At 74.4% G+C, this 12,354-nt stretch carries 14 protein-coding genes; 12 read left to right on the top strand and 2 right to left on the bottom strand.

The window, feature by feature from the left end; translation table 11 throughout:
* The first annotated feature begins 264 nt into the window (after nt 1-264).
* The 3 genes from HK417_RS19340 to HK417_RS19330 all read left to right on the top strand — a co-directional run bounded on the left by HK417_RS19340 (nt 265) and on the right by HK417_RS19330 (nt 3,291).
* A complete protein-coding gene (locus tag HK417_RS19340; protein ID WP_222269699.1) occupies nt 265-453 on the top strand; it encodes a hypothetical protein in 189 nt (62 codons plus the stop codon).
* A gap of 169 nt (nt 454-622) precedes the next feature.
* The gene (gene ffh, locus HK417_RS19335) at nt 623-2,209 is read left to right on the top strand and encodes a signal recognition particle protein (RefSeq protein ID WP_222269697.1); all 1,587 of its coding nucleotides are present in this window, start codon (nt 623-625) and stop codon (nt 2,207-2,209) included.
* Nucleotides 2,206-3,291, top strand: a complete 1,086-nt coding sequence (locus HK417_RS19330) for an amidohydrolase family protein (protein WP_222269695.1) — start codon at nt 2,206-2,208, stop codon at nt 3,289-3,291. The genes ffh and HK417_RS19330 overlap by 4 nt, the downstream gene beginning before the upstream one ends.
* Here the strand turns inward: HK417_RS19330 and HK417_RS19325 are convergent.
* Together HK417_RS19325 and HK417_RS19320 are read right to left on the bottom strand one after the other, a co-directional pair.
* Nucleotides 3,244-4,557, bottom strand: coding sequence for a sensor histidine kinase (locus HK417_RS19325; protein ID WP_222269693.1), 1,314 nt, complete (start codon nt 4,555-4,557; stop codon nt 3,244-3,246). The two genes, HK417_RS19330 and HK417_RS19325, sit on opposite strands and share 48 nt — an antisense overlap.
* The gene (locus HK417_RS19320; protein WP_222269691.1) at nt 4,554-5,243 is read right to left on the bottom strand and encodes a response regulator transcription factor; all 690 of its coding nucleotides are present in this window, start codon (nt 5,241-5,243) and stop codon (nt 4,554-4,556) included. The genes HK417_RS19325 and HK417_RS19320 overlap by 4 nt, the downstream gene beginning before the upstream one ends.
* A 101-nt stretch (nt 5,244-5,344) precedes the next feature.
* On the opposite strand from HK417_RS19320, the gene HK417_RS19315 reads away from it, so the two are divergent.
* The 9 genes from HK417_RS19315 (at nt 5,345) to lepB (ending at nt 12,253) form a co-directional block, all read left to right on the top strand.
* A complete protein-coding gene (locus tag HK417_RS19315) occupies nt 5,345-5,959 on the top strand; it encodes a hypothetical protein (protein WP_222269689.1) in 615 nt (204 codons plus the stop codon).
* Between the two features lie 101 nt (nt 5,960-6,060).
* On the top strand, nt 6,061-7,809 hold the full coding sequence (locus HK417_RS19310; protein WP_222269687.1) for a proline--tRNA ligase: 1,749 nt from the start codon (nt 6,061-6,063) through the stop codon (nt 7,807-7,809).
* Nucleotides 7,810-7,988: 179 nt separating this feature from the next.
* The gene (gene rpsP, locus HK417_RS19305; RefSeq protein ID WP_222269685.1) at nt 7,989-8,480 is read left to right on the top strand and encodes a 30S ribosomal protein S16; all 492 of its coding nucleotides are present in this window, start codon (nt 7,989-7,991) and stop codon (nt 8,478-8,480) included.
* A gap of 3 nt (nt 8,481-8,483) precedes the next feature.
* The gene (locus HK417_RS19300; protein WP_014742367.1) at nt 8,484-8,720 is read left to right on the top strand and encodes an RNA-binding protein; all 237 of its coding nucleotides are present in this window, start codon (nt 8,484-8,486) and stop codon (nt 8,718-8,720) included.
* A gap of 41 nt (nt 8,721-8,761) precedes the next feature.
* On the top strand, nt 8,762-9,277 hold the full coding sequence (gene rimM / locus HK417_RS19295; protein WP_308123711.1) for a ribosome maturation factor RimM: 516 nt from the start codon (nt 8,762-8,764) through the stop codon (nt 9,275-9,277).
* Nucleotides 9,278-9,350: 73 nt separating this feature from the next.
* Entirely contained in the window at nt 9,351-10,100 is a 750-nt protein-coding gene (gene trmD, locus HK417_RS19290) for a tRNA (guanosine(37)-N1)-methyltransferase TrmD (protein ID WP_222269683.1), read from the top strand.
* Entirely contained in the window at nt 10,097-10,591 is a 495-nt protein-coding gene (locus HK417_RS19285) for an NUDIX hydrolase (RefSeq protein ID WP_222269681.1), read from the top strand. The genes trmD and HK417_RS19285 overlap by 4 nt, the downstream gene beginning before the upstream one ends.
* Nucleotides 10,592-10,759: 168 nt before the next feature.
* Nucleotides 10,760-11,116 carry a 50S ribosomal protein L19 gene (gene rplS / locus HK417_RS19280; RefSeq protein ID WP_222269680.1) on the top strand — a complete coding sequence of 119 codons (357 nt, stop codon included), beginning with the start codon at nt 10,760-10,762 and terminating at the stop codon, nt 11,114-11,116.
* 135 nt (nt 11,117-11,251) lie between these two features.
* Complete coding sequence (gene lepB, locus HK417_RS19275; protein WP_222269678.1) at nt 11,252-12,253, top strand: signal peptidase I; 1,002 nt, start codon at nt 11,252-11,254, stop codon at nt 12,251-12,253.
* Nucleotides 12,254-12,354: the final 101 nt, after the last annotated feature.

Genomic DNA, 12,354 nt, shown 5'->3' with positions numbered 1-12,354 from the left:
CGGAGTGGACCATCTCGCATCTCCTGCGGGGAAGTCAGGATCAGACGAGACAAGGCTGGTCCGCTCAGCGCTCGACGGGGCCCAGTCAGGCACGCCCAGCCGGGCGAAGGTTGGCAGCCGCGGCACTAGTCGTACCAACCGGTCGCGGTCAAGCACGACACGCCGGAGGCGGAGGTGCCCGGTTCTGTCGGACCCCCGTGAGACGTTCCCGGTGCCGGACGACGAGCCGGTGCCGTGATCGACGGACGACGGAAGGGGAGCCCCATGGAGCTCCGTACCTGGCCCTGCCCCACCTGTGCCCAGGACACCGACTTCGAGCAGCCGCCCTGCGTGGACGGCCACACCGACGACGGCGGCGAGTGCCCCGAGTGGATCTGCACCGGGTGTGGCGCCGCCTACACCGGCGGGGACGCGCACCCGGTCGAGGTGCGTACCTGGCGCCGCGCCGCCTGACGAAGGCCCCGCTGCCCCCGCTCACGAGTTCGCGGTGGGTCCCTGCAGGGGGGCCATTACGCTGGGACCAGGTGGCGTGACGGCCCCGGGGTGGCCCCGGGAGCCCGAGCCGATCCGTCCTGGCTACGGCCGGACGGCGGCTGCACGCCCGAGTGCCTGAGGACGTGTTGTGTTCGAGACCCTCTCCGACCGCCTGGACAAGGTCTTCACCGGCCTGCGCGGCAAGGGCCGGCTCTCCGACGAGGACATCGACGCCACGGCGCGCGAGATCCGGATCGCGCTGCTCGAGGCCGACGTGGCCCTGCCGGTCGTCCGCTCCTTCATCGCCTCGGTCAAGGAGCGGGCCCGCGGGGCCGAGGTCTCCCAGGCGCTGAACCCGGCCCAGCAGATAATCAAGATCGTCAACGAGGAGCTCATCGCCGTCCTCGGTGGTGAGACCCGGCGGATCCGCTACGCCAAGCAGTCGCCGACGGTGATCATGCTCGCCGGCCTGCAGGGCACCGGGAAGACCACCCTCGCCGGGAAGCTCGGCCGGTGGCTCAAGGCGCAGGGGCACGCCCCGCTGCTCGTGGCGGCCGACCTCCAGCGCCCCAACGCCGTCCAGCAGCTGTCGGTGGTCGCCGGCCAGGCGGGGGTCGACGTCTTTGCCCCCGAGCCCGGCAGCGGTGTGGGTGACCCGGTCGCCGTCGCCGCGGCGTCCATCGACCACGCCCGGCGGACGATGCACGACGTCGTCGTCGTCGACACCGCCGGCCGGCTGGGCATCGACGCGGAGATGATGGCGCAGGCCGCCGCGATCCGGGACGTCGTCCAGCCCGACGAGACGCTGTTCGTCGTCGACGCGATGATCGGCCAGGACGCCGTGACCACGGCGACCGCTTTCCAGGAGGGCGTCGGCTTCACCGGCGTCGTCCTGACCAAGCTCGACGGCGACGCCCGCGGTGGTGCCGCCCTGTCGGTCCGGCACATCACCGGCCAGCCGATCATGTTCGCCTCCACCGGCGAGAAGCTGGCCGACTTCGACGTCTTCCACCCCGAGCGGATGGCCTCGCGCATCCTCGGCATGGGCGACGTGCTGACCCTGATCGAGCAGGCGGAGCAGGCCTTCGACGCCGACCAGGCCGAGAAGATGGCCGGCAAGCTCGCCTCCCGCGAGGGCTTCACCCTCGAGGACTTCCTCGAGCAGATGCTCGCCATCCGCAAGATGGGGCCGATCGCCAACCTGCTCGGCATGCTGCCCGGGGCCGGGCAGATGAAGGAGCAGCTCAAGCAGGTCGACGACCGGGACCTGGACCGCACCGCGGCGATCATCCGCTCGATGACGCCGGAGGAGCGGGTCAACTCCAAGATCATCAACGCCTCGCGCCGGGTGCGCATCGCCAACGGCTCCGGGGTCAGCGTCACCGACGTCAACCAGCTGCTGGAGCGCTTCGTCCAGGCGCAGAAGATGATGGGCCAGATGGCCGGGAGCATGGGCCTGCCCGGCATGGGCCCGATGTCGAAGAAGCAGCGCGGCCGGCAGAACCAGGTCCAGGCCCGCAGCAAGGGCAAGAAGGGCAAGGGGAAGGGCAAGGGCGGCCCGGCGCGGCGGCCGATCGGCCCGCCCGGCGCGGGTGGTTTTCCCGGTGGGCTGCCGGGGCAGCTCCCCGGTGGCCAGCTGCCCGGTGGACTGCCCGGCCTGCCGCCCGGCCAGGGGATGCCCGACCTCAGCAAGCTCGACTTCAGCAAGTTCAAGGACGACCGGCCCGAGCAGTGACCGGTCCCGCGCTGCACCTCTCCGGCGTCGTCCTGCCGGAGGGCGTGCACCGGGACGTGTGGGTGCGCGACGGGCGGATCACCTTCGAGCCGGTGCCCGGCGCGGAGACGGTCAGCCGGGGCGGCTTCCTGCTGCCCGGGCTGGTCGACGCGCACTGCCACGTCGGGATCGGCCGCGGCGGTGTGCACGTCGCCGACCTCGAGGGGCTGCGGGCCCAGGCGCTGGTGGAGCGGGATGCGGGGGTGCTGGCGCTGCGCGACTGCGGGTCCCCGGTCGACACCCGGGTGCTCGACGAGCACGAGGACCTGCCGCGCATCATCCGGGCCGGCCGGCACCTGGCCGCCCCTCGGCGCTACGTCCCCGACCTCGCGATCGAGCTGGAGCCGGCGGAGCTGGCCGACCAGGTACGCGTGCAGGCCCGCCGCGGCGACGGCTGGGTCAAGCTGGTCGGCGACTGGATCGACCGCGGCGTCGGCGACCTCGCGCCCGAGTGGCCGGCCGACGCGGTGGCCGCGGCGATCGCCGCCGCGCACGAGGAGGGCGCGCGGGTCACCGCGCACACCTTCGGCACCGACGCGCTGCCCGGCCTGATCCGCGCGGGCATCGACTGCATCGAGCACGGCACCGGGCTCACCGAGGACCTGGTGGGGGAGATGGCCGCCCGGGGCACCGCCGTCGTCCCTACGCTGGTGAACGTGCAGAACTTCCCGGAGTTCGCCGCGGCGGGGGAGCAGCGGTTCCCGGCCTACGCCTCCACGATGCGGCGGCTGTACGCGTCCAGCGGCGCCGTGGTCCGGGCCGCGTACGAGGCCGGCGTGCCGGTCTTCGCCGGCACCGACGCCGGCGGCGGGGTGGACCACGGGCTGATCGCCGACGAGGTGCGCGCGCTGCACGCCGCCGGCCTGCCCGCGGAGGCGGCGGTGGCCGCGGCGTCCTGGCGGGCCCGCGAGTGGCTGGGGCTGCCGTGCATCGAGGAAGGTGCCCCGGCGGACCTCGTCGTCTACGCGACCGACCCGCGCGCGGACCTCGACTCGTTACAGCGGCCGCAACGACTGGTGCTGCGCGGCCGCGTCGTCGGCTGAGCGGCCGGGCCAGGCGCTGCCCAGCTCGAGCGTCACGACGGTCCCGGCCGGGGACGTCGCCAGCCGCATCGAGCCGCCGGACGCCTCGGCGGTCCGCCGCGCGATGTCCAGGCCGAGCCCGGTCGACCCGCGCCCACTGGTCCCGCGCGCCACCGCGGTGACCGAGTCGACGAGCCCCGGGCCGGAGTCGGCGACGACGACCTCCGCCCCACCCCCGGACGACCGGCTGACGGCGACGCGGAAGCCGGTGCCCTCGGGGGTGTGCGCGAAGACGTTGCCGAGCAGGGCGTCCAGGGCCGCGGCCAGGTCGCTGGGCGCGGCCCGGACTGGGACCTCGGTGTCGGGCAGCTGCACGGAGACCACGCGGCGCTCCTCCTCGGCCAGCACCGCCCAGAACCGCACGCGGTCGGCCACCACCGCGGTCGCGTCGGTCGCGGCGCCCAGGCCCTCGCGGACCGGTCGCCGCGCCTCGGTGATCACCTCGTCGATGCCGCGGCTCAGCGCGTCGACGTCGTCCAGCACCCGCTCCCGCCCGTCGGGGGGAAGCGACTCCACGTCCAGCCGCAGCGCGGTCAGCGGCGTGCGCAGCCGGTGCGCGAGGTCGGCGGCGGCCTCCCGTTCGGCGGCTAGCAGCTCGCCGATCCGCCCGGCCAGCCGGTTCACCGCCAGGCCGACGTCGCGTACCTCGGCGGGGCCGCCCGGCGTCGCGCGGGCGGAGAGGTCGCCGCCGCCGAGCCGGTGGGCCGTGCTCGCCAGCTCGGTCAACGGCCGGGTGAGCGAGCGGGCGAGCCGGTCGGCGACCAGCAGCGCCAGGAGCAGGAGCATCACGCCGAGACCGGCGAGCACGACCCAGGTACGGATCACCCCGGCGCGCAGCTGGTCGGCGGGGACGAACACCTCGATGACCGCCGTCCCGTCCGCGCGCCGGACCGGCTGCACCAGGCGGGTGCCCTCGTCGCCCTCGACCACGTCCGCCGACGCCGGGGCGTCGTCCGGCCCCAGCCGGCCGGTCGGGCCGAGCCACGTCCCGTCGACCCAGCGCACGCTCACGGTGTGCCCGGAGCCGGCCCCGGCGGCCACGCCCGCGGCGACGTCGGCCCGCTCGTCCAGGCCCACCGACGGGATGAGCAGCTGCAACTGCGCCTGGGCGGTGTCCAGCGCACGCGCCTCCGCGACCCGGGCGACCAGTGAGGCGGCCGGCAGCAGGAAGGCCAGCAGGACGATCGACGTCGTCGCGGCCACCAGCAGGGTGATCTGACGTCTCACGACCCGGGCTCGGCCAGCCGGACGCCGACGCCCCGCACCGTCCGCAGCAGCTGCGGTGCCGCGGCGGACTCGCCGAGCTTGCGGCGCAGCCACGACAGGTGCACGTCCACGGTCTTGTCGGCTCCGCCGTACGGCAGCCGCCACACCTCGGTGAGCAGCTCCCGCTTGGAGACCACGGCACCCTGCCGGGCCGCGAGGTAGGCCAGCAGGTCGAACTCCTTGGGGGACAGGTCCACCGGTCGCTCGCCGAGGGTGACCCGGCGGCTGCGCGGGTCCACCGTCAGGCGGCCCACGGTGATCGGCGCCGGGCCCGCGTCGGCGGGGCCGGCCGCCCGGCGCAGCACGGCGCGGATGCGGGCCTCGAGCTGGTCGGCCCGGAAGGGCTTGACCACGTAGTCGTCGGCGCCGGCGTCCAGGGCCTGCACCACGCTGCCGTCGTCGTCCCGCGCCGTCGCCACCACCACCGGCACGGTGGACACGGCCCGCAGCATGCGCAGCAGCTCCCGGCCGTCCAGGTCGGGCAGCCCCAGGTCCAGGACGACGAGGTCGGGACGGTCCTCGACCGCCTGCTGCAGGCCGGCCAGCGCCGTGCCGGCCGAGGTGACGGCGTGCCCGCGGTCGCGGAGCGCCCGGATCAGCGCAGTGCGGATCCGCTCGTCGTCCTCGATCACCAGCAGGTGTGCCACGGAGCGGACGCTAGTGTCCGATCCGGGCACGGGGACCGGTCTGCCCGGTCTTGATCACTCCTTAGCGTGCCCTTGACCTGGCCGGCGAGAAGGTCTTCGACATGAAGCGAACCCTCCTCCTCGGCTCCGCCTGGACCGCCGCGGCGGCCGCGGCCGTCGGCCTCGGACTCCTCGCCGTGTCGCTGGTCGATGCCTCGGCCTCGCCCGGCAGCCAGCCGGCGTCGGTCACCTCCACCCCGTCCGGCACGGCCGACGCGAGCCCGGCGACCTCGAGCCCGGCGACCCCGACATCCTCGACCTCCCCGACGGCCGACCCGACACCCACCGACCCGCCGCCCGTGGTCACCGACGGTCAGCACGTCACGGACGGCGGCTCGGTGTACGCCTCCTGCGCCGACGGCGTTCCCGTGCTGGCCAGCGCGCCGACCCCGGGCTGGTGGCTCGACGACTCGAACGACCTGGGCAAGGTGGAGTTCGAGAACGGCACGCTGGAGATAGAGGTGCGCGTCGCGTGCGTCGCCGGCACGCCGCAGTTCTCGGTCGAGGGACCCCAGGCCGACGACAGCAGCGGGCGCGGCAGCAGCACGCTGGCCCCGGCGAGCGCCTCCGGGTCGGGCGACGACTCCGACGGCCGCAGCGGAGGTGGGCACGGCTCCGACGACCCGCCGGGTGACGACCACGGCGGGGACCGCGGCGGGCACGGCTCGGACGACTGACACCGCACCGCCCGGCCGGGGACGCCCGGCCGGGGGCGCGGGCCCGGCGCGGGTGGGAAACCCGTGGACGACCCGCGCCGGGCGCCTGGGAGACTGGGCCCGTGCTGTTGCGGATGTCCACCCTGTTCCTGCGTACCCTGCGCGACGACCCGGCCGATGCGGAGGTCCCCAGCCACCGTCTGCTGGTGCGTGGCGGCTACATCCGGCGGGCGGCGCCGGGCGGGTTCACCTGGCTGCCGCTGGGCTACCGGGTGTTCCGCAACGTCGAGCGCGTCGTCCGCGAGGAGATGGACGCGATGGGCGGGCAGGAGGTGCACTTCCCGGCGCTGCTGCCGCGCGAGCCCTACGAGGCCACCAACCGCTGGACCGAGTACGGCGACAACCTCTTCCGGCTCAAGGACCGGCGGGGCGGTGACTACCTGCTGGGCCCCACCCACGAGGAGATGTTCACCCTCCTGGTGAAGGACCTCTACGGCTCCTACAAGGACCTGCCGGCCACGCTGTACCAGATCCAGACCAAGTACCGGGACGAGGCGCGGCCCCGGGCCGGGCTGTTCCGCGGCCGCGAGTTCACGATGAAGGACAGCTACTCGTTCGACGTCGACGACGCCGGACTGGACCGCTCCTACGCCGCGCACCGCGAGGCCTACATCAAGGTCTTCGACCGGCTCGGCCTGGAGTACGTGATCGTGTCCGCGATGTCCGGGGCGATGGGCGGGTCCAGGAGCGAGGAGTTCCTGCACCCCACGTCGATCGGTGAGGACACCTTCGTCCGCTCGCCCGGCGGGTACGCGGCCAACGTGGAGGCGGTCACCACCGTCGTCCCGGAGGCGATCCCGTTCGACGGCCTGCCCGAGGCGCACGTCGAGGACACCCCGGACACCCCGACCATCGAGACGCTGGTCGCCGTCGCCCGGCAGGTGTTCCCGGACGCCGGGTACACCGCGGCGGACACGCTGAAGAACGTCGTCGTCATCCTGGTGCACCCGGACGGCACCCGCGAGCCGCTGGTCGTCGGCCTGCCCGGTGACCGCGAGGTCGACGCCAAGCGGCTGGAGGCGCAGGTGTCCCCGGCCGAGGTCGAGCCGTTCACCGACTTCGCCGCCCACCCGGACCTCGTGAAGGGCTACATCGGGCCGCAGGTGCTCGGCAGCGAGAGCAAGACCGGCATCCGCTTCCTGGTCGACCCGCGGGTCGTGCCCGGCACCCGGTGGATCACCGGGGCCAACGAGCCGGGCAAGCACGTGTTCGACCTGGTCGCCGGCCGGGATTTCACCTGGGACGGCGTCATCGAGGCCGCCGAGGTGCTCCCGGGCGACCCCGCGCCGGACGGCTCCGGCCCGCTCGAGCTGGCCCGCGGCGTGGAGCTGGGCCACATCTTCCAGCTGGGGCGCAAGTACGCCGAGGCCCTCGACCTCAAGGTGCTCGACGAGAACGGCAAGCTCGTCACCGTCACCATGGGCTCGTACGGCATCGGGGTCTCCCGCGCGGTCGCCGCCATCGCCGAGTCCACGCACGACGAGCTGGGCCTGGTCTGGCCGCGCGAGGTCGCGCCGGCCGACGTCCACCTGGTCGCCACCGGCAAGGACGCCGCCGTCTTCGAGTACGCCGAGACGCTGGCCGGGGAGCTGGTCGCCGCGGGGCTGACCGTCCTCCTCGACGACCGGCCGAAGGTCTCGCCCGGGGTGAAGTTCAAGGACGCCGAGCTGCTGGGCATGCCGACGATCGTCACCGTGGGCCGCGGGCTGGCCGACGGCGTCATCGAGCTGCGCGACCGGGCGACGGGGGAGCGGTCCGAGGTCCCGGTCGCCGACGCCGCGGCCGCCGTGGTCGCCGCCGTCCGCGGCTGAGGGCCGCCCTCGGGCGCGGCCCCACCGCCGTTTCGGACGTCTGGCACAATGGACGGTCGAACACGGCGGTGGGCGGCCCTCTCACCATCCCCGCCCGTGTCCATCGCTCCGCCCCGGCGTACCCCCACGCGTCCGTCCGGCGAGCAACCACACCGCGTTCGAGGAGCACACCACACACCGTGGCCACCAAGATCAAGCTCATGCGCCTGGGCAAGATGCGCGCGCCGTACTACCGCATCGTCGTCGCCGACGCCCGCACCAAGCGGGACGGCCGGTCGATCGAGACCATCGGCAAGTACCACCCGAAGGAGGACCCCTCCTTCATCGAGGTCGACAGCGAGCGCGCCCAGTACTGGCTCGGCGTCGGCGCCCAGCCGACCGAGGCCGTCGCCGCCATCCTCCGGGTGACCGGTGACTGGCAGAAGTTCAAGGGCGAGCCGGCTCCGGCCCCGATGAAGGTCGCGGCCCCCAAGGCCGACAAGAAGGCCATCTACGAGGAGGCCGCGCGCGCTGCCGGCAACGAGCCGGCCGCCGAGGCGACCACCCCGCGCAAGAAGGCCGCCCCCAAGACCGACGCCGCCTCCGCCCCGGCCGAGGCAGTCGCCGAGGCCGCCGGTGCCGCCGGCTCCGGGACCGCCGCGGGCGCCCCGGCCGAGACTCCCGCCGAGTAAGACGTGCTCGAAGAGGCGCTCGAGCACCTGGTCAAGGGCATCGTCGACAACCCCGACGACGTCGTCGTCGACCTGGTCAACGGCCGGCGCGGCAAGACCCTCGAGGTCCGGGTGCACCCCGACGACCTCGGCAAGGTCATCGGTCGCGGCGGGCGCACGGCGAAGGCCCTGCGCCAGGTGATGACCGGTGTCGGCGGCCGCGGCCTGCGGGTCGACGTCGTCGACACCGACGGGCGCTGAGCACCCCCGGCGCCGACGGCGCCCAGCCTCACACCGACACCGTGGTGGTCGGCCGCATCGGCCGGCCCCACGGTGTCCGTGGTCAGGTCACCGTCGAGGTCCGCACCGACGACCCCGACCTCCGTTTCACCAGCGGCGCGGTGCTGCTCACCGACCCCGCTGCCCGGGGACCGCTGACCGTGGCCGCCGCCCGCTGGCACAGCGGCACGCTGCTGCTGCAGCTGACCGGCCCGGACGGCGAGCTGATCGCCGACCGGGAGTCCGCCGACGCGCTGCGCAACACCCAGCTCCTGGTGCCGGTCACCGACCTGCCCGAGCTCGACGACCCCGACGACTTCTACGACCACGAGCTGGTCGGTCTCGCCGCGGAGCTGCCCGACGGCTCACCGCTCGGCGAGGTCACCGGGGTGCGCCACGAGGGCACGGACCTGCTCGTCGTGCGCCGTCCCGAGGGCGGTGACCTGCTCGTGCCGTTCGTCGCGGCGATGGTGCCCACGGTCGACGTGCCCGGCGGGCGCGTGGTCGTCGACCCGCCGGAGGGGCTCCTGGACCTGTGACCCAGCTCGCGAGGTCACCGGAGGCACAGCACCGCCCGGTCGCGGGGCCGACGAGCGCCAGCGAGGGGGTGCTGTGACCGGGTTCCGCATCGACGTCGTCACGATCTTCCCCGAGTACCTCGCCCCGCTGGGCCAGTCGCTGCTGGGCAGGGCGGCCGCCCGCGGGCTGGTCACCGTCGCCGTCCACGACCTGCGGCAGTGGACCGACGACGTGCACCGCACCGTCGACGACTCGCCCTACGGCGGCGGGCCCGGCATGGTCATGCGCCCGGAACCGTGGGCCCGCGCGCTGGAGGCCGTCCGCCCGCCCGGCACCCGCCTGGTCGTGCCCACGCCGGCCGGGCGGCCCTTCACCCAGGCCACCGCCGCGCAGTGGGCCACCGAGCCGGGCCTGGTCTTCGCCTGCGGCCGGTACGAGGGCATCGACCAGCGCGTGGCCGAGTGGGCGGCCGACTCCGGGCCGGTGTCGGAGGTCTCGATCGGTGACTACGTGCTCGCCGGCGGGGAGTCCGCGACGCTGGTGATGGTCGAGGCCGTCACCCGGCTGATCCCCGGCGTGGTGGGCAACGCGGATTCCGTCGAGTACGACTCGCACGCCGACGGGCTGCTCGAGGGGCCGTCCTACACCCGGCCGGCGTCCTGGCGGGGTCACGAGGTGCCGCCCGTGCTGTTGTCCGGCGACCACGCCGCGATCGCCCGGTGGCGCCGGGAGCAGTCGCTGCGGCGCACCGCCGACCGCCGTCCCGACCTGCTGGCCGGCCTCGCCGAGGGCACGCTGAGCGCCGCGGACCGGGCCGCGCTGGACGCCGACCCCCAGCCGTGACCGCCGCCTGGGTGCGGCCGACCAGCCGCGTGCTGGTGCTGGACCGCGACCGGCGGCTGCTGCTCTTCGGCTCCCGGGGTGCGGCGCCGGACGCCGGTGACCCGGTCCGCTTCTGGTACGCGCCGGGTGGGGGAGTGGAGGACGGCGAGGACCTGCGCACCGCCGCCGCCCGCGAGCTCGCCGAGGAGGTCGGGCTCCGGGTCGACCCGGCTGCTCTGGAGGGCCCGGTCTGGCTGCGCCGCCACGTCGCCGCGTGGGGGGACCGGCTGGTCGACTCCCGCGAGACGTTCTTCGTGCTGCGGGACGTGGTGCACGAGGTGGACGGCCGGGGACGCACGGAGCTCGAGCTGGCCGCCGACGAGCCGCACCGGTGGTGGAGCGCGGCGGAGATCGGCGCCCGCGGTGTGAGGTTCGCCCCACGCGAGCTCCCGACGGCCCTCCCGGCGCTGCTGAGCGGCCCGTGGTCGGGGCCGCCGCGCGTCGTCTGCTGACGATGTGGCACAGTAGAGAGCTGCTGCACGCCGTTGGCTCCCGTCGACGGTGGCTCCGCGCCTGACGACTCCGTCGCGGGCCGTGGAGCGCGACCTTCCGGTACGGACACGCCGGGACACCGCTGTCCGTACGACGACGAGTTTCCGCCAGAACTGAGGACTGCTGCGATGAACACCCTGGACGCCCTCGACACCGAGTCGCTGCGCGACGACATCCCCGAGTTCCGCCCCGGGGACACCGTGAAGGTGCACGTGCGGGTCATCGAGGGCAACCGATCGCGCATCCAGGTCTTCCAGGGCGTCGTGATCCGCCGTCAGGGCGGCGGCATCCGCGAGACCTTCACCGTGCGCAAGGTCAGCTTCGGCGTCGGCGTGGAGCGCACCTTTCCGGTGCACACCCCGGTCGTGGAGAAGATCGAGGTCCTCACCCGCGGCGACGTCCGCCGGGCGAAGCTGTACTACCTCCGCGAGCTGCGCGGCAAGGCCGCCAAGATCAAGGAGAAGCGCGAGGTCGTCGCTCGCTGACCTCAGCGACGCCCGCACGGGCCGGCTGCCACTGGGCAGCCGGCCCGTTCTCGTTCCCGGCGCACCCTGCCGACCGGGCCGCTGGCCAGGCGGGTCGCCGGACCGCAGCCGCACCGGACCGTAGGCTGGACGGCGATGAGCACCCACGACCCCGCCGGCCCGGCCGGGCAGCCCGCCCCGGACCCCGCCGGCCCGGCCGGGCAGCGCGCCTCGGACCCCGCCAGTGACTCGTCGTCCGCCGGCCGGACGAAGCCCGCGAAGAAGGGGTCGCTGCTCAAGGAGCTGCCGGTCCTGCTGGTCATCGCCTTCGTCCTGGCACTGCTGGTGAAGACGTTCCTCGTGCAGGCGTTCTTCATCCCCTCCGGGTCGATGGAGCAGACCTTGCACGGCTGCACCGGCTGCACCGGTGACCGGGTGCTGGTCAACAAGGTGCCGTACTGGTTCGGCGAGCCCGAGCCCGGCGACGTCGTCGTGTTCCGCGGGCCGGACACCTGGGCACCGGAGATCACCGTCGCGGAGCCCACCAACTGGTTCTCCGGCGCGCTGCTCACCCTCGGCCGCACGATCGGGCTCGCCCCGCCCAGCGAGGACGACTTCGTCAAGCGGGTCATCGCGACCGCGGGCCAGACCGTGCAGTGCTGCGACCCCGAGGGGCGGGTCACCGTCGACGGGGAACCGCTCCACGAGCCGTACATCTACCAGGACACCCCGATCGAGACCCGGGGCTTCCCCCCGGTCACCGTGCCCGAGGGCCGGTTGTGGGTGATGGGGGACCACCGCTCGGCGTCGGCGGACTCCAAGGCCCACATGGGCGACCAGTACGCCGGGACGATTGCCGTCGACGACGTCATCGGCAAGGCGGCGCTGATCGTCTGGCCGCTGGACCGGATGGGCGGCATCGGCAGCCCGGACATCCAGGGGCCGCAGGCGTCGGCGGCCGGCGTCCCGGTGCAGGGCGGCGCGGCGGTGGCCGTGCCCTACGTGCTCGGGCTCACCGGCGCGCTGCCGGTCACGGCATGGCGCCGTCGCCGCAGTGCCCGGGCGGCCGGGCCGTCCCGGCGGCCGCCGCGCACGGGATGGCGGCGCATCCGCCGCCCGGTGCACACCCGGCCGAGCCGGGAGGGCCCGCCCGGCTGATCGGGACCCGTCCCGGAATGGTGCGGGACGACCCGCACGCACCCCATTCGGACAATCTCCCGAGAATTGTCCGAGAATGTGTTAAAGCACCCCGTTCTCCC

Origin of the sequence: Modestobacter marinus (assembly GCF_019799945.1) — a bacterium.
GTDB lineage: Bacteria > Actinomycetota > Actinomycetes > Mycobacteriales > Geodermatophilaceae > Modestobacter > Modestobacter marinus_B.
Note: the sequence above shows the minus strand (reverse complement) of the source record. Positions and strands in the feature narration are given on the sequence as shown.

What these genes read in the sequence shown, in the direction of transcription:
- HK417_RS19340 (WP_222269699.1), top strand. Translation starts at nt 265, where the DNA reads ATGGAGCTCCGTACCTGGCCCTGCCCCACCTGTGCCCAGGACACCGAC.
- HK417_RS19315 (WP_222269689.1), top strand. Translation starts at nt 5,345, where the DNA reads ATGAAGCGAACCCTCCTCCTCGGCTCCGCCTGGACCGCCGCGGCGGCC.
- rplS (WP_222269680.1), top strand. Translation starts at nt 10,760, where the DNA reads ATGAACACCCTGGACGCCCTCGACACCGAGTCGCTGCGCGACGACATC.
- lepB (WP_222269678.1), top strand. Translation starts at nt 11,252, where the DNA reads ATGAGCACCCACGACCCCGCCGGCCCGGCCGGGCAGCCCGCCCCGGAC.